This window comes from Kribbella ginsengisoli, assembly GCF_039537185.1.
Taxonomy (GTDB): domain Bacteria; phylum Actinomycetota; class Actinomycetes; order Propionibacteriales; family Kribbellaceae; genus Kribbella; species Kribbella koreensis.
This window is the reverse complement of sequence record NZ_BAABAA010000002.1, coordinates 975,550-1,001,089: the sequence shown is the minus strand read 5'-3', so window position 1 is coordinate 1,001,089 and position 25,540 is coordinate 975,550. Positions and strand designations below refer to the sequence as shown.

Below are 25,540 nucleotides of genomic sequence, written 5' to 3'. Positions count from 1 at the left end.
GTCCAGAATTAAGTCCTGCGTTTGCTGCTCCGGGTGGCGCTCAGGACTTGAGGTTGGCGAACCAGCCGCGGGTGTTCTCGGCGGTCTCGGGGTAGGTGCTCTCGACCTGCTCGACGAGGTCCGCGATCGTCTTGGCGGCCAGCTCACGCCGGTAGGTGAGCTCGGCCTTGCGCATGGACATCGAGACCACGCAGGTCTTCCGGTAGTCCGCCTTCTCGTCGGCGCCCGGCCCGGCCTTCAGAATCTGAGTGCACCGAAAGGCGTCCTCGGATCCGTCGATCGCCACCACCACGTCAAGCAAGGTGATCTTGTCGGGCGCCTTGGCCAGCTGAAACCCACCCTTGGGCCCCGAGGTGGAACTGAGAATGCCGGCCCTGGTCAGCGCCTGGAGTTGCTTGTTCAGATAGGCCGTCGGAAGCTCGTAGAACGCAGCGAGCCGCTTGGCGGTCACTGCCTCGCCAGGGATGAAGCACAGATTCACACAACTGTGCACCGCCCACTCGACCCCCTCGTTCATCTTCACAATCTAGATACTAAATATCCAGAATAAAAGTGTCAACCCATACCCCGCACACCACGCCGACGTTCCCCGAATGCCCTGGCGGAGCGGCCGCGGGCAGGTTTTGTGCCGCTGGCGTCAAGGATCACGCCAGCGGTACGAAACCCCGCTAGCGAACACTGTCCGTGACGGTTTGGGGAGGATTCTCTAGGGGGCTGGGGAGGCAAATCGCCCGGTTCGGGGGCAAGAGCCTCCCCAACCTCTTGCCCCCGGACTGCAGGAACGGTGTGTTGGTTACTGATACAGCGTTCTCGGGTCGAGTTGAGTGCTGGGTTGTGGGGAGTTGGTGGGGGTGTTCGTCGGGCGGGTGCGGTGGTGGTGGGGGAGGGAGTCTGCGGTGAAGACGGCTAGGGCTAGCCAGACGAGGGTGAAGCCGGTCCAGCGGATGGGGGACATGTGTTCGTGGAAGACGAGGGTGCCCAGGAGGAATTGGATGACCGGGGTGAGGTAGTTCAGGAGGCCGAGGGTGGTCATCGAGATTCGGGTTGCGGCGGCGCCGAAGAGGAGCAGGGGGATTGCGGTCAGGGGTCCGGTCAGTAGGACCAGGATGAAGTAGCCGGGGCCGTGGTCGGTGACCGTGGAGGTGCCGTGGGCGCCGAGGATGGCGATGGCGAGTAGGGCTAGCGGAGCTACGGTGGCGGACTCGACGGCCATGCCTTCGAGAGCGCCGGCGTTGGCCTTCTTCTTGGCCAGGCCGTAGAAGCCGAAGGAGAAGGTCAGGATCAGCGCGATCCACGGCGGGCGGCCGTTTTCGATGGTCATGCCGGCTACGGCGATGAAGGCGATCACGACTGCCACCCATTGCGCCGGGCGGAGGCGTTCCTTCAGGAGGAGTACGCCGAGGAGGACAGTGAACAGCGGCGTGATGAAGTAGCCGAGCGACGCCTCGATGATCCGGTCGTTGTTGACGCTCCAGATGTAGCCGCCCCAGTTGACCGTGATCAGGACGGAGCCGGCGATCAGCGGCCACCGGCTGCGCGGGTTGGCGAGCAATGCGCGGACCTGACCGAAGCGACGGCGTACCAGGACCAAGCCGGCGATCGTGACGAGCGACCAGACGATGCGGTGGGCGAGGAGTTCGACCGCGCCGGATGAGCTGATCAGCTTCCAGTAGAGCGGGACCAGCCCCCAGAACAGGTAGGACGCGAGACCGAAGAGGAACCCTCTGCGCTGTTCTGGCACGCTGGCGAGTCTAGGTGAGCCGTCATTTGTGTCAATGCACTTTGCTCATGACGTGAGACGGGCTTTGCGGATGAGGTTGGATAGAGGGAGAAAGAGGAGGTACGGCGTGGGTGTGCGGACCGGTCTGGTCTCGGTGACGTTCCGGAAGTTGGCGGTCGACGAGGTCGTCGAGGTGGCCAAGAAGGCGGGGTTGGCAGCGATCGAGTGGGGTGGTGACATCCATGTCCCGCTCGGCGATCTGCCCGCGGCGCGCAAGGCCCGTGAGCTGTGCGAGGCGAACGGTCTGGCCATCGCGGCGTACGGGTCGTACCTGCGGGCCGGCAGCGTCGACCGCGAGGAGATCCGTACGGCGGTCAACACCGCGGCCGAGCTCGGCGCGCCCCGGATCAGGGTGTGGGCCGGAACAGTCGGTACTGCGGAAGCCGGCGTCGGCGACCGGATGGCGGTCACCCGAGGCTTGGCGGAGCTGGCCGATGTCGCCGCCGGCGCGGGGATCGAGATCGCGATGGAGTTCCACCGCGGCACCCTCACGGATGAGGTCGACTCCACCATCACACTGCTACTCGATGTGGGTGCGCCGAACCTCACGACGTACTGGCAACCCCCGGTGGACCTCAGCGACGCCCAATGCCTCGAGCAACTCGAGTCCCTGATGCCCTGGCTGAGCACAGTCCACGTCTTCTCCTGGTGGCCGTCGAACAACCGCCTCCCGCTCTCCGGCCGAGAGTCCCTCTGGCGTCCAGTCCTGGACCGCCTGTCGAAGGAACCCCGAGAAATCAACGCCCTCCTAGAGTTCGTAGCCGACGACTCCGTAGACCAGTTCTCCACCGACGCAGCCCAACTCCACAACTGGATCTGAGCTACTCGGGCAGATAGATCGCGAGGTACAGCATCCCCTTCGTAGGTCGGCCGTCGACGATCTTCAGGGTGACCTTGCCGGCTGGTCCGGCCGGCGCGCCGTAGGTCTGGGTGAGGAAGCCTGGACCGACGTTGGCGGTGCCACCTCCGAGTTGGACGCTGGGATCATTGGCTAGCCCGAGCAGTTTGGCCTGAATCGGTGCCTGACCAGGTGTCGGGCCGCGGGCGGCAATGCCGTAGGCGATGACGTATGGCTTGTCGGCCGGGGTATCGATCGTCAACTCGTCGCCACCGGCCGCAGCGACGGTCCGTGCGTCGGTCCGCAGGTAGCGGTAGCCGCCGTACTCGATCACCTGGTCGATGAGAGCGGTCCCGCCCTGGCCGGTGAGCGCCTGGATGCTTCCCAATGCGTACGCGCCGAATCCGATGTGCAAGGGCGCACCCGCGAACGGCTTCCCGGTCGCGGTCTGCACCACCTGCAGCGTCACCTCGAGGTATCCGTTCTGGGGCCAGACCACGCTGAAGTCGGAACCAGCCTGCTGGAAGACCACAGGCTGCTTCGCGGTGCACCGGTACGACGTCAGCGGCTTCCCGTTGATGATGATCTTGAGGGTGAACTGGCCGGACACCATCTCTGCGGCGCAGAAGGTCCGAAGGCGGATCCCGGCGGAGGGGGCTTTGAACCGTCGGGTCAAGGTCTCTTCCCCGAAGTCGCTGACGGCCGCGCTGACCAGCGTGTCGGTGGCGGTCTTCGCGGGGAACCGGAATCCGTCCTTGACGTAGTCGCCGGGTCCTACCGGTGGGACCCGGACCGGTAGGCCGGCAACAGCCGGATCCACGGGCTGCGCGGTCGATCGATAGATACCGATCGCCAGGCCGGCCACGGAAGGGCTCTCCTTACCTGTGCTCCGGTCGACAACGAAGACCTGTACCCGGGTCGCCTTCCCGGGCTTCGCCTGGAGCCAGAGAAGGTGGTCCGATGGCACCGCCGACGCGTGCCGGGGTGAGTCGCCGGTGTCGTCGCAGGGCTGATCCAGGACGACGTGGGTGTCGACGGTGACTCGGACGAGCTGGCCCTCGGCCTCCGCCCGGCAGTAGGAGCGGAAGGTGAGGTCGGTGCTTCCCGGAGTCCAGCTGAACTCGAGACTGTCGGCACCTGGCTCGGCGATCTCAGCCTTGTCGAGGCGGTCCGCACCTACGGTGCCGGGGATGGTGATGCCGTTCCGGGTGACGTCCGGCGGCGGTTTGGCGGGATCTGGGGTCGAGGTGTCGATGGCGCCGGGCAGCACCGTCGCGATGACGGCGACGGCGGCGGCCGCGGTGGTGAGGATCGTCGCCGCGCGTTGGCGTTTCAGGACTTTGCGGCGGCGGCGGATGGCCGGCAGCGGTACCGGGGTGGCGGGGTCTATTTCGCCGGCCTGCTGGTGGAGTTGGGTGCGGAGGTCGTCGAGGTTCATGGGCGCCGCTCCTTCGCAGGGCTGTGGTCCAGCAGGCTGGGGTCGATGCGGAGCTTGGCCAGGGCTCTGTTGGCCTGGCTCTTGACTGTGCCCACCGAGCAGTTGAGGAGGCGGGCGGTTTCTGTTTCGGTGAGGTCTTCGTAGAAGCGGAGGACTATTACTGCCCGCATGCGTTTGGGGAGGCGGCGGAGAGCCTCGGTCAGGTCGGTGCGGTCTTCGACCTCGGTGCGGGCGTTGGGGGTGGGGGTGTGCGGGAGGTCGTCGGTTGGGTATTCCGAGTTCCAGCGGCGGCGCCACCAGGCGGTGTAGGTGTTGAGCATGGTGCGGCGGACGTAGGGCATCGGGTTGTCGTGGGCGATGCGCTTCCAGACGAGCCAGCACTTGGCGAGGGTGGCTTGGACGAGGTCTTCGGCGGTGGATCGGTTCTGGGTGAGCAGGTACGCAGTACGCAGCAGAGCCGCGTACTGCGTACTGGCAAACTCCTCGAAGTCCGCAGGCCCGCTCATCCCAGCCCTCGTCGTATGCACACCGACAAGGAGCGGCTGAGCGGCCCGGATGGTTGCATCCGGATCAGTCGGCGGGCAGGTAGAGCGCGATGAACAGCGTGCCTTGGGGGCGTTTGACGGGGCGCTCGTTGAAGTCCCTGAGGGTGATCTTGGCGGTGCCGGCCGGGCGGGCCGCGATGCCTACCGTGCCGTAGCCGCCTGCCTGGTCACCGATCTCGTCGCCGAGGCCGGTGAGGTGGACGACATCGCTGTTGCCCTCAGTCGACGGAGCTGCAGTGCTGCCGTAGGAGACCAGGAACGGCGTGTCGGCCGGCGTCGAGAGTTGGAGGTGATCGGCCTTCGCGGCCTCCACGGACACGAGCTGGGTGAGACGGTATTTGTGGCCGCTGTGCTCGGTCAGCTCCTCGAGGCTTGTGGTGTCGACAGTCCGCCGCTTGCCCAGGTCGTAGATGCCCATACCGATCCAGTCCTGCGGTCGGGCGACCGACTGTCCCAGGCTGTTCTCGAGCCGCACTGTCACCTTGACCTTCTGCCCGGCCGGCAGGGCCACGCCGTCGAAGAAGTAGCTCCCGCGTCCGGGATCGATGGTGTCACCGGAGCAAGACACCTTGTTGGCCGGTTGGTCGTCGATCTTGATGGCCAGCTGGTACTCGGGGAACTGGCCGGCGTTGGTCACCGTACAGAACGGGTTGAAACCGACCGCATTTCCGGTGCCGGTGACGTCGAACTCGAACTGGTTCCTGCCGCGGTCGGCGACCATGGCGCCCAGCAGGGTCTTACCGCCGATCTTGGCGCGGTAGCGGACTCCGTCCTTGGTGTAGTCGTCGTCGGAGGTCGGCGGTGCCTGCACGGGAGCGCCTTCCGTTGGGACGGCTGCGGTGCGGTAGATGCCGAGGGCAAGTTGGGTGATCTTGTTGTTGACCACCCGGCCCTTCTGGTCGGTGAGCTGGACTACGACGCGGGCGGGCTTGCCGGCCGGTGCCGCGAGCCACAAGGCACTGTCAGCCTGCAGGCCGATGCCGGCGTCGGGCATGTCCGGGTTGTAGCCGGTGTCGCATGTGTTGGTGCCGACGACGTAGTCGTTGACCGAGATGGTGACGTACTGCGTGCTGCTCGCACTCGACTGACAGATGCCCTCGAACCTGGTGTCTTGGGCCGCCTCCGGCGTCCAGATGAAGTCGAGCTTGCTCTCGCCGGGGCGGCCGATCCAGCCCTTCTCCAGCCGGTCCGCGCCCTCGAAGGCAGGCAGTGTGATGCCGTCCTTCGAGTAATCGCGTGGGGTGGGAGTCTCGGCCGGTTGAGGCGTCGTGCTGGTGATGCCTGGGATCAGGCCGGTGGCGAGGGCGGCGATGAGGGCTACGCCGGCCACGGCGCCGAGGGCTCCGGTCCTGCGGCGGCGCTTGGTGCGGGTGATTTTGGCGTGGACGCCGGCGAGGAGGTCGGGGGTTTCGTCGGTGGTTTCGGCGCGGGTGTTGAGTTCGTCGCGCAGGTCCGTGAGCTTCATCGCGTGGCCTCCCGGTCGGCGGTGGTGTCGGTGGTCAGCAGCGCGGGGTCCAGGCGGAGTTTGGCGAAGGCTTTGCTGGTCTGGCTCTTCACCGTGCCTGGGCTGCAGCCGAGGACTCGGGCGGTCTCTGCTTCGGACAGGTCTTCGTAGTAGCGCAGTACGACGACAGCGCGCTGCCGACGCGGCAGTCGCTGCAGGGCTCGCCACACGTCGGTGCGCTCCTCGGCGCACGTCTGTACTGCGTGCTCGGGCAACTCCTCCGTCGGCTGCTCACCGTTCCAGCGGCGGCGCCACCAGGAGGCGTAGGTGTTGACCATCACCTTCCGTACGTACGGCTCCGGGTCGCCGCCCTCGATCCGGGACCAGGCGAACCAGGCCTTGGCCAGGGCCGTCTGGACCAGGTCCTCAGCCAGCGCGTGGTCCTGAGTCAGCAGGTAGGCGGTCCGCAGCAGTCTGCGAGACCGCGCGAGTACGAACGCGTCGAACCCTTCAGCAGCCGTCACCGGTCGCCCCGTTCCCCGTGCACGCAGTGTGAGCGTGCTGTCGTCAATGGTCACATCATGGAGGACCGGCAAGCTCGTCCGATCGGTTGCCCGCAAGCTGCTGTTCGTCGAAAAGTTTCCAGCGAGCTCTGGTCAAGTGGTGGATTTTGCCGGGACAGTGGCCGGGTCAGGCGCGTTTCGCCCCAAATGCGTTCGGAGGTTCTCGGCATGAGTAAGTACTTCAGTCATCGCGTGATCAGAATTCTGTCCATCCTCGGCTTGTTCGGCGCCCTGCTGGTCGGCTCGGTGGCGACCCAGGCGGTGACCGCGACCAAGGCGTACGCCGACGGTTGCTACACCTGGGGCCGCACGCTGAGCGAAGGCGCCAGCGGCGAGGATGTGCGCCAGCTGCAGATCCGGGTCGCCGGCTACCCGGCGTACGGTGGGCACATCGCCGCGGACGGTGCCTTCGGTCCGGCCACCAAGGCGGCCGTCCAGCGGTTCCAGTCCGCCTATGGTCTGGGCGCCGACGGGATCGCCGGTTCCGCGACGTTCAGCAAGATCTATGCGCTGCAGGACGACGACTGCACCCCGATCCACTTCACCTACGCAGAACTGGACGACGGCTGTGGTGGCAGCGGCTGGGACGGCGGGCCGTTGTCGGCGGCTGCGACCAAGGCCAATGCCCTGCAGACCATGTGGCAGCTCGAGGCCATGCGGCACGCGCTCGGAGACCAGCCCCTGAACATCACCAGTGGCTTCCGCAGCATCCCCTGCAACAACTCGGTCGGCGGTGCGAGCAGCAGTCAGCATCTGTACGGCCGCGCGGCCGACCTGGTCGGCGTCCACTCCCTGTGCACGCTGGCCAAGCAGGCCCGGTACCACGGGTTCGGCGGCATCTTCGGTCCCGGCTACCCGGGCCACGACGACCACACCCACGTCGACATCCGTACCAGCAACTCCTGGTCGGCACCCAACTGCGGCATCTGAGCGGCCGCTGAGTATGGTCCGGGCGGGTCGGCCCGCCCGGACCAGCTGGGTCAGGCTGCCCGGACCAGCGCTGGGTCAGGCTGCCCGGACCAGCGCTGGGTCAGACTGTCCGGACCAGCGCTGGGTCAGACTGCTCGGACCAGCTGGGTGAGGGTGATGCCGGCCGCCCGGTCCAGGTGTTCGGCTGCGAGTCCGGCCGCGCGGGCGCCGAGGACGTCCTTCTCGAGGTTGTCGCCGATCATCAGGGCGTCGGCGGGGTCGACGCCTAGGGCTGCGCAGGTCAGCAGGTAGGACTCCGGAACGGGCTTGCTGACGCCGAGTCCTTCCGACGTGGAGACGACGTCGATGTGGCCGGCCAGGCCGATCGCGGCCAGCTTCGCGTTCTGCTGGCCGACCGTGCCGTTGGTCAGCACCCCGATCCGCCAGCCATTGCTTTTGGCAACTTCCAGTGCCGGGAGGGCATCGGGGAAGGCAGTCCAGTACTGCGGGTAGCGGTCGAGGAACCCGGAGAAGATCTCATCCAGCTCAGCGTCGCCCGTCGGTACCGGATGGCCGACCGCCGGGAGGAAGTCGCGCAGGCGGCCCCGGCGCTGGTCCTGATGGCTCAACTCGCCGGCCAGCCAGAGCTCGAAGTTGCGGTGCTCCGCCACGAACCACTGCGCCACGTGCTCGTCGGTCAACTCGCCGCCTCCGAGCACAGGAACCCAGGCGCGCAAGGTGGCGACGACGGACGAGTAGTGGTCGAAGAGGGTGTCGTCGAGGTCGAAGATGACCGCCTTCACGCGGGGACCACCGACGTCCGGTTGAGCTCCCGGTGGTTCGCATAGCCCGACAAGGCGAGGGTGAGGTCGAGCTCGGCCAGCAGGCAGCGCAGTACATGCTCGACCCCGGCCTGGCCCGCGAGCGCGAGACCGTACAGGAAGGGACGGCCGAGGAGGATCGCCTTGGCGCCGAGCGCGAGCGCCTTCGCGGCATCGGCTCCCGTCCTGACTCCCGAGTCGAAGAGCACGGTGACCTGCTCGCCGACGGCGTCAGCGATCGCCGGGAGCGCGTCGAGGGCCGCGATCGCGCCGTCGACCTGACGACCGCCGTGGTTCGAGACGACCAGGCCGTCGACGCCGTGCTCGGCCGCGAGCTTGGCGTCGTCGACCGAGGTGATGCCCTTGAGCACGATCGGGCCGGACCAGTTGTCGCGCAGGAAGGACAGCTCGTCCCAGCTCAGTCCGACGTTCGGGAACATCTGGGCCCAGTGCATCACCGCCGCCGTCGGGTCCTCCCCGATCGGCTTGGCGAGCTTCGCCTGGAAAGCAGGGTCGCTGAAGTAGTTCGCCAGCCCCTCACCCTTGAGGAACGGCAGGAACCCGCGGTCGAGGTCGGCCGGGCGCCACCCGATCGTGCCGGTGTCGAGAGTGACCACCAGCACGGAGTACCCGTTGTCCTTGGCGCGCTGGAGGAAGCTGAGGCAGACGTCCCTGTCGGTCGGCCAGTACAGCTGGTACCACTTGCTGTCGGCCTCGATCTGCTCGAACGCGTGACTGGCCTGGGTCGAGTGCGTATACGTCAGCCCGAGCGCGCTGGCCGCCCGCGCGGTCGCCAGCTCACCTTCGGGATGCGCCAGCGTCTGTACGCCGACCGGCGCGATCACCACGGGCGCGGGCATCTTGGTGCCGAGGATCGTGCAGGACAGGTCCCGCTCGGTACTACCGCGCAGCATCCGCGGGACGAGTCGCCACCGCTCGAACGCGGCCAGGTTGGCGCGGGCCGTCGAACCACTGCCCGCGCTGGGGACGATGTAGCCCATCGCCTCCGCGGACAGGCTGCCGGCGGCCTGGGACTCCAGCCGGGACAGATCGGTGGTGATCTCGGGCAGGGTGTTCTGGAACATCCCCTGCACGTAGATGCTCAGCTGGTGATCGCCGTAGTTGGCCATGCCGGATGCTTTCATGCTCGCTTGCTCCGCCTCAACGCCCCGAGTCCCACGAGTGTCAGCAGGCACGACAGCCAGGCGAACCAGTCACCCCAGCGGGTGTAGAGGGTGCTGTGGATTCCGGGGTGGAGCTCGCCCAGCAGCGTGGCGTCGGCGCCGCTCGGTGCTGCTACTTGGGTGGTGACGCGACCGTACGAGTCGCTGAGGGTGAGCAGGCCCTGGCTGCCGTTGCGGGCGATCGGGATGCCGTTCTCGATCCCGCGCAGGAGCGCATGCCGGCTGTGCAGCCAGCCGTCGTTGTCGAAGTCGAGCGCGGGGACGAGGAGGAGGCCGGCCTTCTTCTCGCCGTACCGCCGGGCGAGCGCGGGGAAGTCCAGGTCCTTGCAGATCATCACGCCCCAGCTGCCCATCATCGCGAGGTGATCGCCGGGCTCGAACGGCTCGATCCCGGGGATCAGGTGGTGCTTGTCGTACGAGAGGGGAGCGTCGCCGGTCGGGTGGAAGAGGAGGGCGCGGTTGTAGTCGTTGCCGTGATCACCGAAGACGGTGAGCCCGGCCAGCAGCTCGACCTTGCTGCCGGTGGCGATCTTCTGGAGATGTTCTTGCAGGTCGGGGAGGGCCGTGGCGTCGACGTCGATGAACTTTTCCGGGAGTACCACCACCTGGGCGCCCTTGGCCGCGGCTGCCTCGATCTGCTGCGTGTACGCCGTGAGGATCGTCGGTCCGTTGGCGCCGGACCAGCGGGTGTCGTCGAGGCCGTTGCTCGCCGAGACGATCGCGATCTTGACGGCCTGGCCGGTCTCGTCGCCAGAGAGTCGCCAGGCGCCGTAGGAGAAGGTGCCCATGGCAATCAATGCGAGCGTTGTTGCGAGCTTGATGCCGGTACGCCGGGGCGCATGGACAACCGCGGCGACGACGGCCGCCGGGGTGAGGATCAGGTAGCTGAGGCCCCAAACCCCTGTCAGGGACGCGATCTGGGCTACTGGATGGACGTCGGCTTGGGTGTACGCGAGGCTGGTGAAGGCGCCGTGGGGTGAGACGAGCGCGATCAGGTAGTCGGCGGTTGCCCAGCTGGCGGGTGCTGCGATTGCTGCCAGCGCGTAGCGGCCGCGCAGGATGAGGGCGCGGAAGAGCAGGACGGTCAGGGTGAAGACGCCGGCCAGCAGGACGAGGAAGCTCATCGCTGCCGGTGGGAGCTCGAGGTCGTTGAGCAGGTAGCTCCAGAGGTTGGCCAGGCCCAGGGACCAGCCGGTGAAGGCGGTCAACGCGGTCAGTCGCTTGGTGAGGAGTGGGGCGACGAGCAGGGCTGGGAGGGGTGCCAGCCAGGTGAGGGCGGGGATCGTGGTGAGGCCGCTTCCGAAGTACAGGAAGGCGCCGGTGAGGAGGGCGGCCAGAGCGGCATGCAGGCGGTTGTTACGTGCGGAGTCCATCGATCATCCTTTCGCCCAGGCTCAGGCAGAGGGCGCGGAAGTCGGCTTCGGGCATGCCGATCCGGTCGCCGTGGTAGAGCTGGATCAGGCCGTGCAGGAAGGCGGCGATCATCAGGCTGGACTCCCAGATGTCGTCGTCGCGGAAGAGTTTCTGCGTGATGCCGTCGGCGATCGCGTCGGCCAGCAGGGTGAAGGTGGGCGAACGGCGGGCCCGGAAGTCCTCGGGGAACTGCCGCGCCTGATCGCGTCGCTGGGTGAACATGTAGTCGTAGAGCCGCGGCTGGGCGAGGGCGAAGTCCACGTGGTCGACGAGCATCTCGCGCAGCCGCTGGTCGGCGGCGGCACTGCGCGGCTCGGCCTCCCAGCGCCGGACGAGCTCGGAGAACGCGGCATCGGCGACCTCGTGCAGGAGCGCGTCGCGGTCGGGGAAGTACTGATAGATCGCCATCGGCGTGATGCCCACCGCGGCGGCCACCTTGCGCATGCTGACGCCGTCGGCGCCCTTCTCGGTCAGCAGGTAGCTGGCGGCGGCAGTGATGCGGTCCTTGGTGGTCACCTCGGTCATGGTCGCCATTCAAACGCAAATGCCTATACGCCGTATAGGGGAATTACCCTGAACTCGCCCCTGAGGCCGCCGGGCTAGCCCTGGTAGTGCTCGTGGTCGCCTGGCGGCGGGTGGGCGTGGTCACACCGGCGGGCGAGACGGCGGCTGCCGGGGTGAGGGCGGATGCGACAATCAGGCGTGACAAGTTCGGTGACTCCTGACAGTTCGCTGACTGCGCGGCACGTCGGGCTGGCTCTGCTGGCTCTGGCGACCGGTGGTTTCGCGATCGGAACCACCGAGTTCGTCACGATGGGGCTGCTGCCGCAGATCGCCGACGGGGTGGACATCTCGATCCCGACGGCGGGGCACATCGTCTCGGCGTACGCGATCGGCGAGGTCGTCGGGGCGCCGGTGATCGCGGCGCTCGGTGCCCGGACCGGCCGCAAACGCCTGCTGCTCGGGCTGATGGCGGTGTTTGTCGTCGGCAACATTCTGTCGGCGGTCGCCAACAGTTACGAACTGCTGATGGCGGCGCGATTCCTGACCGGCCTGCCGCATGGCGCGTTCTTCGGGATCGGCGCGGTGGTCGGCGCGTCCATGGTGCCGGTCAATCGGCGGGCCTGGGCCGTGTCGATGATGATGGTCGGATTGCCGGTGGCGAACATCGTCGGCGTACCGGTGACCACCTTGCTCGGACAGAGGTTCGGCTGGCAGTTGCCGTTCGTTGCCGTCGGCATCCTCGGGTTGCTGACCCTGATCGCGGTCTGGTTCTGGATCGGGCCGCAGCCGGTCGGCAACGACGTGAACGTCCGCAGCGAGCTGAGCGCGCTGGCCAAACCGCAGGTGTGGATGGCGTTGCTGGTCGGCATGGTGGGCTTCGGCGGGATGTTCGCGACGTACTCGTACATCACCCCGACGATGACCGACCTGGCCGGCTTCAGCGAGGCCGCAGTGACGATCGTGCTGGCCGTCTACGGCATCGGTATGACCGGCGGCACCCTGGTCGGCGGCCGGCTCGCGGACCGCGCGCTGATGCCGAGCCTGTACGGCGGGTTGGTGGCCGTGACGGTCGTGCTGGCCACGTTCGGCTGGCTGGCCCATTCGAAGGCCGGCGCCTTGGTCGGGGTCTTCGCGCTGGGCTTCAGCGCGAGCATCCTCATCCCGGCGCTGCAGACGCGGCTGATGGACGTCGCCCATGAGGGGCAGTCGCTGGCCGCGTCGCTCAACCACTCGACGCTCAATGTGGCCAACGCGCTCGGCGCCTGGCTCGGCAGCGTCGTCCTCTCGGCCGGCTACGGGTACGAGTGGCCGAGCCGCGTCGGCGCGGTTCTGGCGGTCGCCGGGCTGGTTCTGGCCCTGGTGTCGGGGCGGATGGATCGCCGGCGGGCGTAGTACGGGGTAAGTCAAGGGGTGTTGCCTGAGTCCGATCCTTTGCCGGGTTGGTTGAATCTAGGTATGGCGACAATGGTGTTGAGCGGGCCGGATCTGGTGCGCCGGCGTGGGCTGCGGCAGATGCGGATGGTCGCGCTGTCGCTGCTGGTCCTGGCGGCGGTGATCTACGTGTTGACGCTGCACCATGAGGGCGGCTGGGCCTACGTGAACGCGGCCTCCGAGGCGGCGATGGTGGGCGCGCTGGCGGACTGGTTCGCGGTGACGGCGCTGTTCCGGCGTCCGCTCGGGCTGCCGATCCCGCACACGGCGATCGTGCCGACGCGCAAGGACAGCCTGGCCGAGAGCCTGGAGCAGTTCGTCACCGAGAACTTCCTGTCCGAGGAGGTTGTCGGGGAGAAGATGCGGACGGCCGAGGTGAGCCGGCGGGCAGGCGAGTGGCTGGCCGCCGGCAACCACGCCGAACGGATCGTCGAGGAGGGTGTGCGGACGATCGGCGCGGCGTTGCCGAAGCTGGGCGACGACGACGTGACCGCGTTCGTCCGGGGGTCGCTGCTGCCGCGCTTCGCGGAGGAGCCGTTGAGCCCGATCGCTGGGCATTTCCTCGGCTCGGTGGTCGACGACGGGGCGCATCACGCGCTGCTCGATCTGCTGATGGTGGAGGCGTACGACTGGCTGGCCGAGAACCGGGAGCTGCTGGCCGATGTGGTCGGGCCGCGAGCGCCGCGGTGGTCGCCGCGCTGGGTCGACTCGATCGTCATCGACCGGATCCATCGCGAGGCGCTGAGCTGGCTGGCCGCCGTACGGGACGACCAGCAGCACCCGGCCCGCAAGGCGATCGACCGGCTGCTGCTCCAGCTCGCCGAGGACCTGCAGCACGACCCCGAGATGATGGACCGCTTCGAGGCGTTCAAGCGGCGGATGCTCAGCCACCCCGACATGGGCCACAGCCTGACCGCGGTCTGGGACGCCGTCCGCACCGCCCTGATCGACGCGATCGGCGACCCCGAGGGCCCACTCCGCCTGCGCGCCACCCAGACGATCAAGGACCTGGGCAAACGGCTGCAGACCGACGAGGTCCTGATCGCCAAGATCGACACCCGGGCCGCCGAAGCGGTCGGCTACGTGGTCCGCACCTACGGCACCGAGATCGTCTCCATCATCTCCGACACCATCGAACGCTGGGACGGCCGCGAAGCCGCCGACCGGATCGAACTCCACGTCGGCCGCGACCTGCAGTTCATCCGCATCAACGGCACGGTGGTCGGGGCCCTTGTGGGGTTGACGATCCACACCCTCAGCCAGTTGCTCTAGGGGAACTGCCTCAGTCGCCGGGTTGCGGACGCCCGGGCGGCGTATTCTTTGCCGGCTGAGCCTGGGTGGGCCCGGTGTGGGGGAACAGACGGGATTGCGTGATGGATGACGAGCGAGCAGCCGGTACGCCGGCCAAGCGCGGGCCCAGGCGTGGGGTATGGATCGCCGGCGCCGCAGCGCTAGCGGTCGTGGCCGGTGGGGTGACGTACGGCGTGGCCGGACGAGACGAGTCGCCCAAGATCACGGCGGAGACGTCGGTGACGCCGTCGGCGACCGGGCCGGTGGTCTCGGCCGACGAGCTCGCTGAGCAGAAGATGATCGCGGGGATCGACGCCGCGCTCAAGGGGCGGGCTGCCGCGTTGCAGAGTGGAACGCTGGCGCAGTTCCTCTCGTACTCCGATCCGAAGAACGCCAAGCTGCTGCAGCGGGATCGGCAGGTGTTCGCCAACCTGCGGCTGATCGGGGCCAAGCACGTCAGCTATCTGCGCCAGCTCAGCTTCTCGCCGGAGTTGCGGCCGAAGCTCGGCGCGAACGCGCGAGCGGTCCGGATCAAGATGCAGACGCAGCTCACCGGGATCGACCCGGCGCCGCGGCTGACCCAGGTGGGGTTCACGTTGGCCGAGCGCGGGGGCCGGTGGTTGGTCGTGGACGATGACGACGCCGAGGCAGGGGATCGCGGCCCGGCGCGGGAGCCGTGGGAGCTCGGCCCGATCGAGGTGTCGCGCGGGCGCGGCGTACTGGTGATCTCGTCGCCGGGCGAAGAGAAGAACGGCCGGCGGCTGGTACAGGAGGCTGTGGCGGCGGTACCTGCGGTGCAGGCCGTCACCAAGCGTGCTCAGGCGGGAATCCTGGTCGTCGCGATGGCCGCGCCCCGGTCCTGGGCAGGGTTGATGACCGGCGGGCATCCGGCCGGCGCGGTGGCCCTTCGCAATGTGACGCTGACGAACGCCGACGGCACCGAGTTCAAGGTCACCGGCAGCCGGATCGTGATCAACCCGACCGAGCGGAAGACGGCGGATCGCTTCCTGCTCGCGCACGAGTTCACCCATGCGGCGATGGCCCCGCTCGGCGACGGCGCGCCGACCTGGCTGGTGGAGGGCTCGGCCGAGTACGTCGCGTACCGGCTGCTGGACCAGAGCAACTACAGCAACTACGTCGCCGACGAGCGCCGCGCGTACCGCAAAGCGGTCAAGGCGCTCGCGGTGCTGCCGATCGACGGTGTCTTCCACGGGGACTACGACGAGAACAGCTACGGCGTCGCCTGGCTGATCGTCGAGTACATCGCCGACAAGTACGGCCTCGCAACGCTCAACGCTCTGTACGCCGAAACCGCAGCCCAGACCGACGACCCGGTACTCCGCGACAAGGCCATCCACAAACAACTGAAACTCACCGACCCGGCCCTGGTCGCCGCGGTCAAGCAGTACAGAGGTGCCTGACGCAAGCTGCCGGGAACCATCACGCCGGCGCAGTCGAGCTATGTCTTCCGTCGGATTCGGGACGCGCGCTAGAAGTGTTTTGATACGCAGTGCGCGATCCGCGTACCGATTCCGTGTAATTCACGTCACAGTCGGCCGGACCGGCTGTCGTCGAAGCGTTTGAGTCGGCCGCATTTTCTGCGCATTGCCACGTTGCTTCGATCATTTCCTGCACCATCCAGGCGGGCTCCACTCGGGAGTTCGCCTGGCTTCATTTTCAATATCTCGGAACTTCTAGGAATCGTTGTTCGCCGAACGGGTTCTGCCCGCCGGTACAGTCGATCGCGTGTCGCAAGACTTGCGGCACTTCTACACACAGGAAGAGGAATTCGCATGAATCTCCACTCACCACCGCCAGATGTGCGGCCCGAGGCGGCCGGCGCAACATCAGGCAAGTACCAGGTCCCGTTGCTCCCGCTGCAGGTCCTCCTGGTCCTGTCCGTGCTCGTGCTCTCCGTTCGGCGCTGGTCCACCAGGCCGGACTCGTTCTCGCACCGCCTGACCGGCGACGGCGTCGCAGGTGACCACCCGAAGGCGGGACGTCTTCAGGACGTTGCCGATCGGAGCAGCGAACGCAGGCCTTCGGCAGTCCCCAGGGGCCGCTGATGAGCCGCTCATTGGAACGACTCTTGCCGGCCGGTAGGCCGTCTCGATACTGCCGTGTGTTGGAGGTGTCCGGCGACCGAGAGTGACCTGAACGCAGTTCATCGCTCCGCGTCGACACATCAAGCCTGAGAGAAAGCGAGGATCACCGAAACAACGTTCACGGACACCACAACACACGGCGCATCAACAGCAGGACGAGCGCATTCGGTGTAATTACCGTGGACAGAAAAATAATTGCCTCGGCCTCGGGTGTGCCCCTTGGCGTCGGCGCCCATTTCGCGGCTGCTCCCTGGTGGGCTGTCGCCCTGATAGCGGTATTGCCAACTGTGTTCGCCGGATTCGCGAGCTTTTGCCGATGGTTCGCCGGTACTCGTCCGGGTTGCTATATCGGCACCTTTCTCGGATATCGCTTCACCGGCGTTCCGTCCGAGGAAGCCCGCAAGAAGGCTGAGAAGTACGCATTCCCTGCAGGCGAGCAAGAAGTTGGATCCTCGACAACCCCCACACCTACCGACCCTCCCGTACGACCGAAAATGGTGGCGGCGGCAACACCTGAGCCTCCGCCCGGCGGACGTGCTGGACAGGCGAAAACAGCGGCCACCCCCGCAGCAGAGCCTGATCTCACAGCCGATCCAGATCCTCCCCCCGACCCGTCGACCAGCAAGCGGTGTCACCTGCGCGTCGTGCCGCCCCTGGATCGTGAATCCTGACCCATACCAGCCCCTTCTGGAGGTCCTGTCATCTGATCCCGGAACGGCTCCGCCCCGGCAGGCAAGGAATCCAGGGCGGAGCAGGCGCACCGGGCTTGCTCTAGTCGACGGTCCAGGTGTCCGAGCCGGTGATGAGGGACTGGAGAGAGCCGCCGGATTGGGTTTCTTTGGAGGTTTCCACCTGCTGGCGGACGAGGTCGTCGTACGCCGGGCGGGCCACCGAGCGGAAGATGCCGATCGGGGCCTGGTGGAGGACGCCCGCGTCGGTGAGGCGGGAGAGGGCGAAGGCGTAGGCCGGGTCTTCGGTGTGGGCGTCGTGGATGACCAGGTCGGATTCGCCGCCGGGGAGGTCGGCCACCTCGCGGACCGCCAAGGAAGCGAAGCCGTCGCGGACGACGCCGAGGTGGCCGTCGGTGCCGAAGCGGATCGGTTCGCCGTGGACGAGCGGGATGATCGCGTCGTCACGGGTCTCGGGGTTCTTGAAGGCGTCGAAGGCGTTGTCGTTGAAGATCGGGCAGTTCTGGTAGATCTCGACGAACGCCGTACCGCGGTGCTCGGCCGCTGCCTGTAGTACCGACGTGAGGTGCTTGCGGTCGGAGTCGACGGTGCGCGCGACGAAGGTCGCCTCGGCGCCGAGGGCCAGGGAGACCGGGTTGAAGGGGTTGTCGACCGAGCCCATCGGGGTCGACTTGGTGACCTTGCCGGGCTCGGAGGTCGGCGAGTACTGACCCTTGGTGAGGCCGTAGATCCGGTTGTTGAAGAGCAGGATCTTCAGGTTCACGTTGCGCCGGAGCGTGTGGATCAGGTGGTTGCCACCGATCGACAGCGCGTCGCCGTCACCGGTCACCACCCAGACGCTCAGGTCGGGCCGGGCCACCGCGAGTCCGGTCGCGATGGCCGGCGCGCGGCCGTGGATCGAGTGCATGCCGTACGTCGACAGGTAGTACGGGAAGCGGGACGAGCAGCCGATGCCGGACACCATCGCGACGTTCTCGCGCTTGATTCCCAGCTCGGGCAGGAAGCCCTGAAAAGCCGCCAGTACTGCGTAGTCGCCGCAACCCGGGCACCACCGGACCTCCTGGTCCGACACGTACTCCTTGCGGTTCTGCGGCTCGGTCGCGGCCGGTACTCCGGCCAGCCCGCCCGGCAGGCTCGGCAGGCCGAGGTCAACGGTGCTCATCGTGCTCCCTCCGGGTGGTGGACGCCGTTCGGCTGGACACCCAGCGCCTCGCCGTGAGTCACAGCGGCGGCGGCCTCACCGAGGTGCCGCGCGTCGTCGTCGATGCCTTCGGTCTCCTCGACCAGGTTGCCGATCACCTCGGCGAGCTCGGCGGCGCCCAGCGGCATGCCACGGACCTGCGCGTACGAGACGATGTCGACCAGGTACTTCGCGCGCAGCAGCATCGCGAGCTGGCCGAGGTTCATCTCCGGCACCAGCACCTTCTCGTACTGCGCGAGCACCTCGCCCAGGTTGGCCGGGAACGGATTGAGGTGCCGCAGATGCGCCGACGCGATCTTGCCGCCGACCTTGCGGACCCGGCGTACCGCGGCGCCGATCGGGCCGTACGTGCTGCCCCAGCCGAGCACCAGCACCCTCGCCGTACCGTCTGGGTCGTCCACCTCGATCGGGGGCACGGTGATGCCGTCGATCTTGGCCTGCCGGGTGCGGATCATCAGGTCGTGGTTCGCCGGGTCGTAGGAGATGTTGCCGGTCTTGTCCTCCTTCTCCAGTCCGCCGATCCGGTGATCGAGGCCCGGCGTACCGGGGATCGCCCAGGCGCGTGCCAGCGTCTCCGGGTCGCGCAGGTAAGGGAGGTAGACCGGCTCGCCCTTGTCGTTGGTCGAGTTGTGCTCGGTGGTGAAGTTCGGGTCGATCTTCGGCAGGCTCTCGATCTCGGGGACCTGCCAGGGCTCGGAGCCGTTCGCCAGGTAGCCGTCGGACAGCACGATCACCGGGGTGCGGTAGGTGACCGCGATCCGGGTCGCCTCGACGGCGATCGCGAAGCAGTCCGCGGGGGACTGGGCGGCGACGACCGGCAGCGGCGCCTCGCCGTTGCGGCCGAACATCACCTGCAGCAGGTCGGCCTGCTCGGTCTTGGTCGGCATACCGGTCGAGGGGCCGGCGCGCTGGATGTCGCAGACGACCAGCGGCAGCTCGAGCATCACGCCGAGACCGATCGTCTCGGACTTCAGGCTGATGCCCGGGCCGGACGAGGTGGTCACGCCGAGCGCGCCGCCGAACGACGCACCGAGTGCAGCGCCGACGCCGGCGATCTCGTCCTCGGCCTGGATCGTGGTCACGTCGAACCGCTTCAGCTTCGACAGCTCGTGCAGCACGTCGGAGGCCGGCGTGATCGGGTACGCGCCGAGCACCAGCGGCAGACCCGCCCGCTGGGCGCCCGTCACCAGGCCGTACGCCAGCGCGAGGTTGCCGGAGATGTTGCGGTACGTACCGGTCGCCATCCGGGCCGGCTTCACCTCGTACCGGACCGAGAACTCCTCTGCCGTCTCGCCGAAGTTGTAGCCGGCCCGGAACGCCGCGATGTTGGCGTCGCGGATGTCGGGCTTGCCGGCGAACTTGGTCTGCAGGAACGCGATCGTCGACTCGACCGGCCGCTGGAACAGCCAGGAGACCAGGCCGAGCGCGTACATGTTCTTGGCCCGGGAGGCGTCCTTGCGGGTCAGCCCGAACTCCTTGACCGACTCCACCGTCATGCCGGTCAGGTTCAGGCCGATCACGTGGTACGCCTCGAGCTCGCCCGATTCGAGCGGGTTCTCGTCGTACCCGATCCGCTTGAGGTTGCGCGCGGTGAAGTCGGCGGTGTCGATGATCAAGGTGGCGCCGCGCGGTACCTCCGGCAGGTTCGCCTTGAGGGCCGCCGGGTTCATCGCGATCAGCACGTCCGGCGCGTCACCCGGGGTCAGGATGTCGTGGTCGGCGAAGTGCAGCTGGAACGACGAGACGCCCGGCAGGGTGCCGGCAGGCGCCCGGATCTCGGCGGGGAAGTTGGGCAGCGTCGACAGGTCGTTGCCGAACGATGCCGTCTCTGCGGTGAATCGGTCTCCGGTGAGCTGCATCCCATCGCCGGAGTCACCGGCGAAACGGATCACCACGCGGTCGAGCTGCTTGACCTCGATGGTCACGTGTCAGTCATCTCCAAGTCGAAGCTTGGGCCGGCCAGTTCTCTTGTGGAGAAGAGGACGATCCCCCCAGTGGGCGATACCTCAATCTTAGTTCGCCCCTTGTACGGAACCATGTATGAGACCGGAAGGTCCACAGCCTGGGATCAGCCGATATCGAGTTGCATTTCGATGCTGTCGATGCGGGCCGCCGAACCTTTCAGTGTGACGCAGGGCAATCGTTCGCTTGCCATCCGCAGCCAGGTCGGGAAGAGTGTCTTCATCAAGCTGTGATCTACCCCGGGTGCCACCCGGGCTCGAGGGAGTTCCACCATGGGCGTTCGTCCCATCCTTGCTCTGTTGGCCGTCCTGGTCCTGCCGCTGAGTGGCTGTGCCGCCTCCGCGGTGCCGGCCGAGAGCGCGATGGCCGTCCAGGACGCTCGCTCGGTGCCGTCCGCCGTCGCCAGTACGCCGGTGCGGACGGTGAAGATCACCAGTATCAAGACCACCGACGCGACCAAGGGTGTGCTGACGGTGGTCGGGCAGATCACGCCGGCACCGGTGGCCAGGTCGCGGGTCTCGCTGCAGCGCTGGTCGGGCGCGCGCAGGTGGGAGGAGATCGGCTACGGCGTGACAGTGGGGACGAGCATCACGATCCCGCGGAAGCTGCCCGGGTCGATCAGGACGTACCGGCTGTCGATCGGTGCGCAGGCGCCGTACGCCGCTGCTGTCTCGCCGACGGCCAGGTTCTCGCACTACGTGTATCGCGGGATCTTCAAGAAGCCGCTGCTCGCCGCGGGCGGCAAGGGGCATCCGCAGTTCAACGTGGTGCCGGTGAGCGAAGGGCCGCGGCGCGCCGAGGCGGAGGTGCTGGCGGACAAGGCCGGCGTCGTCTGGGGTGACGTCGACAGCACCGGCTGCCGCTGGGTGCGGACCTGGCTGGGCAACATCACCGACGGCACGATCCGTGCGTCCCTGCTGAACGGCAACAAGGTTGTCGGCACGGTCGACATGAAGCAGGAGTCCGAGACCTGGCTGAACCGGGACATCCTCGGCGTCAACCGGCTCCGCCTGCAGATCGCCGACCTGAAGTCCGGCTACGGCCCGATCGTCGCCATCGACGCGTTGCTGCTCTGCACCAATTAGGGTGTTGCCCATGATCGGGCTCGTGTCGCAGTCGTACGGCGTGGTCGGCGCGATCGTCGTCCTCGGCCTGCTCGGACTCCTCGGTGCCTTCGCGCTGAACAAAGCGCTGACGATCACCTACCCGACGCCCGACAAGCTGAAGACGTACGAGTCCGGCGTCGACCCGGTCGGCGAAGGCTGGGCCCAGGTCCACATCCGGTACTACCTCTTCGCCTACCTCTACGTCATCTTCGCCGTCGACGCCGTCTACCTCTTCCCCTGGGCCACCGTCTTCGCGGCCGTCGGCGTAGCCAGCCTGATCGAGATGTTCATCTTCCTGGCCTTCGTCGCCGTCGGTCTGCTGTACGCCTACCGCAAGGGCATCCTGTCGTGGACCTGAGCGGTCTCCCCGAACACTTCGAGAAGTACCTCGGCGAGATCGAATGCGGCTGGAACACTGACCCGGACGGTCACCCGATGCCGTTTCAGGTCGTCCGGTACCCGCAAGGCTCAGGCGCTGGGTCGTGTGCCTTCAGCACACTGGGCATCAGCGGGCACGAGCTGGACTCACCCAGCGGGCGGGGCCTTCGGCAGGAGTTGCTGATGCTTGTCACGGACGATCATCGCGACGGTTCGATTCCGGCGGTGCTCCAGCAGGTCGGCATGATGCTGATGGAGCGCCATCGCGCCGTACTGCTGGGAGACCTCCTGGGACCGAACGGGCCGATCGTCGCCGGGTCGCCGCTGGAGGCGTTCTGGGTCCACCAGCCGGTGTATCAGCCGGATGACTTCGCCGTCTTCCAGGACTCGGTCGTCATCGCCTGGCTGATCCCCGTCTCACCTACGGAGGCCGGCTACATCTGTGAGGAAGGCTCCGAAGCCTTCAAGGAACTCCTGATCGAGCATGACCCCAACCTGATGGATCTCTCGCGGGCCTCAGTCGTCTGAGTTGGCGAGGGCTCGGGCGATGGACCAGTCCTGGCAGCCGACGCCTACTGATTTGAAGACCGTGCGGCCGGTGGGGTTGGGCTTGGTGGTCAGGGCGGTGCCTAGTTCCAGTAGGTCGGACTCTTTCAGGGCGCCTTTGGCCAGGGCGTCGATGATTTCGCCGGACTCCTCCAGGGCTGCCTCGCGTTGGTCGACCATGACGAGGTCGGCGGTGGCGAGGAGGTCGCGGGGGAGTTCTCGCATGGTGGGGCGGAAGGCGCCGATGGCGTTCACGTGGACGTTCTGTGGGAGGGCGTCGGCTGTGAAGAGTGGGGTGGTGGAGGACGTCGCGCAGCAGATGATGTCGGGGGTGGCGATCGCGTCGTCGATCGAGGTGGTGGGGGTGAAGGTGACGATGGGGAATTCGGTGGCCAGGGTCTTGGCCAATTCGGTGGCGCGGCGTTCGTTGCGGCCGGCGATGGTTGTCGTGGCGATTCGGCGTACGGCGAGGACCGCTCGGACCTGATCGGCTGCTTGGGCGCCGGTGCCGATCAGGGTCAGGCGGGTCGCGTCGGGTGGGGCGAGTAGGTCGGTAGCGACGCCGACGACGGCGCCGGTGCGCAGGGTGGTGATCGAGGTGCCGTCTGCCACCAGTTGTTCGCCGCCGCCGGTCCAGATGACAGTCGCCCGGATCGCCGGTACCTGGCTGAGGTTGATGCCGATCTTCTTCACCACGGCGGTACCGGTCGGGGAGTGGTACGCCGACATCACGAGCACCGTGCCGTCGCCGAAGATCTGCCGGGCGGGCAGGACGAAGTTCCCGGCGGCCAGCTCGAGGAAGCCTTCGCGGACCGCGTCGATGGCGGCCGGCATCGAGACGGTACGGCGTACGTCGGCCGCGGTGAGGACCTTCATCAGCTCAGCTCCTTCATGGTCGGCGACGTTATAGCGTGGCGGGACAGTCGACAGTTGGAGGGGCACCGATGACGGACCTGCACGGCGACGCGGTAGTGGCCGATGGGCACAACGATCTGTTGATGCTGGTGGCGCGGCGGCCGAAGGAGGTCTGGGTCGAGTACTTCCGGGATCGGTGGATTCCGCAGTTGCGGGCGGGCGGGATCGACGTACAGGTGCTGCCGGTGTTTCTCGATTCCGAGTTCCTGCCCGAGGGGGCGTTGCGGGAGACGCTGCGGATGATCGAGGCGGCGCATCGGATCGCCGAGGGCAATGCCGATCAGGTGACGCTGTGCCGGACCGGATTCGAGATCGACGAGGCTGTGGCGGCCGGGCGGATCGCGTTGGTGCTGGCGCTCGAGGGGTGTCCGCAGATCGACAAGGATGTGGAGATCTTTCAGACGCTGGAGCGGCTCGGCGTACGGATGGCCTCGTTCACGCACTTCGGGCGGAGCGCGCTCGGGGACGGTTCGGGCGAGGACGCGACCGGGAGCCGGCTGACGAAGGCGGGGGTCGAGGCGGTCGGGTTGCTGGAGGAGCTCGACGTACTGATCGACGTCTCGCATGTCGGCCGGCGCGGGGTCGAGCACATTCTCGAGCTGGCGACGAAGCCGGTTGTCGCGTCGCACTCGAGTGCTTTCGCCGTACGGGAGCATCACCGCAACCTGACCGACGAGCAACTCCGCGGGATCGCCGCGACCGGCGGGGTCGTCTGCGTCAACTTCTTCGCCGGCTTCCTGACCGCCGATCCGCGGCCGACGATCGAGCATCTGGCCGACCACATCGAGTACGTCGTGAGCGTGGCCGGCGAGGATCATGTCGGGCTGGGCAGCGACTTCGTCGACGAGGTGTTCGCGGAGAAGATCCCGGCCTGCGATCGCCCGCTGATCATCGAGGGCGTCGACACCGCGATCCTGGTCCCCGGGCTGGAAGGGCCGGCCGGGATGCCGCTGGTCACCGAGGCGCTGCAGAAGCGCGGCCTGCCTTCAGCCCTCATCCGGAAGATTCTCGGGACCAATCTGGTCCGCGTCCTGCACCAGGATTGATCACTGAGAGTAGTTGCTGGACCCTCGTGGAGATCGTTGCCTCGTCACCCTTGGTTATTGCATCGGTCAACGGTTGTGTTCGGAAACCTCGCTCTGTAACGGATTGCGATGAGACCATCGCCAATTGCTGAGATCGGGGTTACAGTAATTACTGGGGGGAACGGGGCGAATACGGGGCGGTGGGGTATGTCTTGGCAACTCTGGGTATTGATTGCGGCGGCAGCAAGCGGCATCGCGGCCATCCTGCTGGTGAAGCTCAGCCAGGCCCAAGAAGTCTTCGAGCGCATCGTCGAGCCCAACAGCGGCGCACGCTCCGACCGGAACCCGCGACCGCGGTCCGACCGTCCTGAGACCACGGTCGACGACCTGATCAGGTACCGCCGCCGGCAGGAGCCGCGGCTGACCTGGTTCCCTCTACCCGCCCATCCACAGCACCGCTCGCGCGGCCACCACTGACCCTGGTACGTGCCCTGCGGTGATAGTGGGCACCCGCCTGCACAACGTCGGCTCCCGGGCCACCTACCCCCCGGCCCCGGACCCCACAGTGCAGCTGGGTGCCCACCTCGCGTACCTGCGGGTGCCGCCGGGAGTGGTGGCACCCGCAGGGGGTCAGGCCCAGGGGTCGAAGGGGATGCCTGCTGGTTTGGAGGCGTTGAGGAGGTTGTGGAAGCGGTTGTCCTTGTCGGTGATCTTGATGGTGGCGGAGCCGAAGTCGGCGTTCATCAAGGTGTCGCGCAAGGTGAGGCTGGGCCAGCCGTTCCAGTCGACGAGCGGGGGGTAGCGCCAGTTGTGGTAGTGGTTTTCCGGCGGCTCGTCGTTGTTGTTGGCGAGGCGGAAGAAGTGCGTGCTGGCGCCGTCCTTGTGGTAGACGACCTTCGGGTGGGAGCCGTCGAAGCGGACCTGTGAGCGGGCGTACGTCACCTGGCTCGAGTGCTGCGTCGTGGTCACGTACTGGACCTCGTTCGCGGCCTGGTTGATCCACGAGATGACGTGCTCGAAGTCGTGCCGGTGGCCGCCGAGGCCGCTGCCGGCGACGGCCTGGTCCTTCTCGAAGTAGCTGGCGTAGACGACCGCGCACCAGCCGTTGTTGCACGACGAGCGGGCGTAGGTCTGCGAGTTGTCGAGGTCGGACTGGTCGCGGCAGTTGCCGTTGACCGCGCCGCTCGGGTTCAGGCCGGGGTTCAGGGTGCCGTTCGCGCCGATGGCGGGGGTGGCGTAGCAGCCGTCACCGTCGTAGTCGTACGCCGGGGAGAAGGACTGCTCCCACCCGCCGGCGTTCTGCGGGAGGCCCTGAGGCGGAGCGGCGAAGGCGAGAGCCGCGGAAGTGACCATCAGCGCGGCGGTACCGAGGGCGACGCCGGCGACACGGCGCCGGCGCTTGGACTGTGGCTTGGGGGCGGAAGGGGGCGACAGCTTGTCCATGCTTCGCTCT

At 67.3% G+C, this 25,540-nt stretch carries 25 protein-coding genes; 11 read left to right on the top strand and 14 right to left on the bottom strand.

Annotation, left to right across the window (positions count from 1 at the left end):
- Positions 1-40: 40 nt before the first annotated feature.
- Both ABD768_RS12230 and rarD read right to left on the bottom strand, forming a co-directional pair.
- Complete coding sequence (locus ABD768_RS12230) at positions 41-517, bottom strand: RrF2 family transcriptional regulator (RefSeq protein ID WP_343976850.1); 477 nt, start codon at positions 515-517, stop codon at positions 41-43.
- Positions 518-793: 276 nt separating this feature from the next.
- Complete coding sequence (gene rarD, locus ABD768_RS12225; protein WP_344840369.1) at positions 794-1,741, bottom strand: EamA family transporter RarD; 948 nt, start codon at positions 1,739-1,741, stop codon at positions 794-796.
- A gap of 106 nt (positions 1,742-1,847) precedes the next feature.
- Here rarD and ABD768_RS12220 point away from each other — a divergent pair, with 106 nt between their 5' ends.
- Positions 1,848-2,600, top strand: coding sequence for a sugar phosphate isomerase/epimerase family protein (locus tag ABD768_RS12220; RefSeq protein WP_344840367.1), 753 nt, complete (start codon positions 1,848-1,850; stop codon positions 2,598-2,600).
- 1 nt (position 2,601) lies between these two features.
- Here the strand turns inward: ABD768_RS12220 and ABD768_RS12215 are convergent, their stop codons facing one another.
- The 4 genes from ABD768_RS12215 to ABD768_RS12200 all read right to left on the bottom strand — a co-directional run bounded on the left by ABD768_RS12215 (position 2,602) and on the right by ABD768_RS12200 (position 6,569).
- Positions 2,602-4,056, bottom strand: coding sequence for a hypothetical protein (locus ABD768_RS12215; RefSeq protein ID WP_344840364.1), 1,455 nt, complete (start codon positions 4,054-4,056; stop codon positions 2,602-2,604).
- A complete protein-coding gene (locus ABD768_RS12210; RefSeq protein ID WP_343975959.1) occupies positions 4,053-4,562 on the bottom strand; it encodes a SigE family RNA polymerase sigma factor in 510 nt (169 codons plus the stop codon). Before ABD768_RS12210 ends, ABD768_RS12215 begins: the two co-directional genes overlap by 4 nt.
- 64 nt (positions 4,563-4,626) lie before the next feature.
- On the bottom strand, positions 4,627-6,066 hold the full coding sequence (locus ABD768_RS12205) for a hypothetical protein (protein ID WP_344840362.1): 1,440 nt from the start codon (positions 6,064-6,066) through the stop codon (positions 4,627-4,629).
- On the bottom strand, positions 6,063-6,569 hold the full coding sequence (locus tag ABD768_RS12200; RefSeq protein WP_344840359.1) for a SigE family RNA polymerase sigma factor: 507 nt from the start codon (positions 6,567-6,569) through the stop codon (positions 6,063-6,065). The genes ABD768_RS12205 and ABD768_RS12200 overlap by 4 nt, the downstream gene beginning before the upstream one ends.
- 207 nt (positions 6,570-6,776) lie before the next feature.
- On the opposite strand from ABD768_RS12200, the gene ABD768_RS12195 reads away from it, so the two are divergent.
- Positions 6,777-7,538, top strand: coding sequence for a D-Ala-D-Ala carboxypeptidase family metallohydrolase (locus ABD768_RS12195; protein ID WP_344840357.1), 762 nt, complete (start codon positions 6,777-6,779; stop codon positions 7,536-7,538).
- Positions 7,539-7,663: 125 nt separating this feature from the next.
- On the opposite strand, the gene ABD768_RS12190 is transcribed toward ABD768_RS12195, so the two are convergent.
- Genes ABD768_RS12190 through ABD768_RS12175 form a run of 4 tightly spaced genes read right to left on the bottom strand, consistent with a single transcriptional unit; the run spans position 7,664 to position 11,460 of the window.
- On the bottom strand, positions 7,664-8,320 hold the full coding sequence (locus ABD768_RS12190; RefSeq protein ID WP_343975970.1) for an HAD family hydrolase: 657 nt from the start codon (positions 8,318-8,320) through the stop codon (positions 7,664-7,666).
- Entirely contained in the window at positions 8,317-9,483 is a 1,167-nt protein-coding gene (locus ABD768_RS12185; protein ID WP_343975973.1) for an alpha-hydroxy-acid oxidizing protein, read from the bottom strand. The genes ABD768_RS12190 and ABD768_RS12185 overlap by 4 nt, the downstream gene beginning before the upstream one ends.
- Positions 9,480-10,895, bottom strand: a complete 1,416-nt coding sequence (locus tag ABD768_RS12180) for a nitrilase-related carbon-nitrogen hydrolase (RefSeq protein WP_344840354.1) — start codon at positions 10,893-10,895, stop codon at positions 9,480-9,482. The genes ABD768_RS12185 and ABD768_RS12180 overlap by 4 nt, the downstream gene beginning before the upstream one ends.
- Positions 10,879-11,460, bottom strand: coding sequence for a TetR/AcrR family transcriptional regulator (locus ABD768_RS12175; RefSeq protein ID WP_343975979.1), 582 nt, complete (start codon positions 11,458-11,460; stop codon positions 10,879-10,881). The genes ABD768_RS12180 and ABD768_RS12175 overlap by 17 nt, the downstream gene beginning before the upstream one ends.
- 177 nt (positions 11,461-11,637) lie before the next feature.
- Between ABD768_RS12175 and ABD768_RS12170 the strand changes: the two genes are divergently transcribed.
- The 4 genes from ABD768_RS12170 (at position 11,638) to ABD768_RS12155 (ending at position 16,226) form a co-directional block, all read left to right on the top strand.
- Positions 11,638-12,831 (top strand): MFS transporter, encoded by a 1,194-nt coding sequence (locus ABD768_RS12170; RefSeq protein WP_344840350.1) that lies wholly within the window; start codon positions 11,638-11,640, stop codon positions 12,829-12,831.
- Between the two features lie 63 nt (positions 12,832-12,894).
- Positions 12,895-14,142 (top strand): DUF445 domain-containing protein, encoded by a 1,248-nt coding sequence (locus ABD768_RS12165; protein WP_344840348.1) that lies wholly within the window; start codon positions 12,895-12,897, stop codon positions 14,140-14,142.
- Between the two features lie 101 nt (positions 14,143-14,243).
- Positions 14,244-15,581 (top strand): ImmA/IrrE family metallo-endopeptidase, encoded by a 1,338-nt coding sequence (locus ABD768_RS12160; protein ID WP_344840346.1) that lies wholly within the window; start codon positions 14,244-14,246, stop codon positions 15,579-15,581.
- 372 nt (positions 15,582-15,953) lie between these two features.
- Complete coding sequence (locus ABD768_RS12155; protein ID WP_344840343.1) at positions 15,954-16,226, top strand: hypothetical protein; 273 nt, start codon at positions 15,954-15,956, stop codon at positions 16,224-16,226.
- An 810-nt stretch (positions 16,227-17,036) separates the two neighbouring features.
- On the opposite strand, the gene ABD768_RS12150 is transcribed toward ABD768_RS12155, so the two are convergent.
- Together ABD768_RS12150 and ABD768_RS12145 are read right to left on the bottom strand one after the other, a co-directional pair.
- Positions 17,037-18,116: a 2-oxoacid:ferredoxin oxidoreductase subunit beta gene (locus tag ABD768_RS12150; protein ID WP_344840341.1), complete on the bottom strand. Its 1,080-nt coding sequence runs from the start codon at positions 18,114-18,116 to the stop codon at positions 17,037-17,039.
- Positions 18,113-20,080, bottom strand: coding sequence for a 2-oxoacid:acceptor oxidoreductase subunit alpha (locus tag ABD768_RS12145; RefSeq protein ID WP_344840339.1), 1,968 nt, complete (start codon positions 20,078-20,080; stop codon positions 18,113-18,115). The genes ABD768_RS12150 and ABD768_RS12145 overlap by 4 nt, the downstream gene beginning before the upstream one ends.
- A gap of 309 nt (positions 20,081-20,389) precedes the next feature.
- Between ABD768_RS12145 and ABD768_RS12140 the strand changes: the two genes are divergently transcribed.
- Genes ABD768_RS12140 through ABD768_RS12130 form a run of 3 tightly spaced genes read left to right on the top strand, consistent with a single transcriptional unit; the run spans position 20,390 to position 22,129 of the window.
- Positions 20,390-21,202: a hypothetical protein gene (locus ABD768_RS12140; RefSeq protein WP_344840336.1), complete on the top strand. Its 813-nt coding sequence runs from the start codon at positions 20,390-20,392 to the stop codon at positions 21,200-21,202.
- Positions 21,203-21,212: 10 nt separating this feature from the next.
- Positions 21,213-21,581, top strand: coding sequence for an NADH-quinone oxidoreductase subunit A (locus ABD768_RS12135; RefSeq protein ID WP_343975999.1), 369 nt, complete (start codon positions 21,213-21,215; stop codon positions 21,579-21,581).
- The gene (locus tag ABD768_RS12130) at positions 21,572-22,129 is read left to right on the top strand and encodes a suppressor of fused domain protein (protein WP_344840333.1); all 558 of its coding nucleotides are present in this window, start codon (positions 21,572-21,574) and stop codon (positions 22,127-22,129) included. Before ABD768_RS12135 ends, ABD768_RS12130 begins: the two co-directional genes overlap by 10 nt.
- On the opposite strand, the gene ABD768_RS12125 is transcribed toward ABD768_RS12130, so the two are convergent.
- Positions 22,118-23,023 carry an ornithine cyclodeaminase family protein gene (locus ABD768_RS12125; protein WP_344840330.1) on the bottom strand — a complete coding sequence of 302 codons (906 nt, stop codon included), beginning with the start codon at positions 23,021-23,023 and terminating at the stop codon, positions 22,118-22,120. The genes ABD768_RS12130 and ABD768_RS12125 overlap by 12 nt on opposite strands.
- 68 nt (positions 23,024-23,091) lie before the next feature.
- Here ABD768_RS12125 and ABD768_RS12120 point away from each other — a divergent pair, with 68 nt between their 5' ends.
- A complete protein-coding gene (locus ABD768_RS12120) occupies positions 23,092-24,108 on the top strand; it encodes a dipeptidase (protein ID WP_344840327.1) in 1,017 nt (338 codons plus the stop codon).
- 186 nt (positions 24,109-24,294) lie between these two features.
- Positions 24,295-24,564: a hypothetical protein gene (locus ABD768_RS12115; RefSeq protein WP_343976012.1), complete on the top strand. Its 270-nt coding sequence runs from the start codon at positions 24,295-24,297 to the stop codon at positions 24,562-24,564.
- A gap of 153 nt (positions 24,565-24,717) precedes the next feature.
- Here the strand turns inward: ABD768_RS12115 and ABD768_RS12110 are convergent, their stop codons facing one another.
- Positions 24,718-25,530: an NPP1 family protein gene (locus ABD768_RS12110; protein ID WP_344840324.1), complete on the bottom strand. Its 813-nt coding sequence runs from the start codon at positions 25,528-25,530 to the stop codon at positions 24,718-24,720.
- Positions 25,531-25,540: the final 10 nt, after the last annotated feature.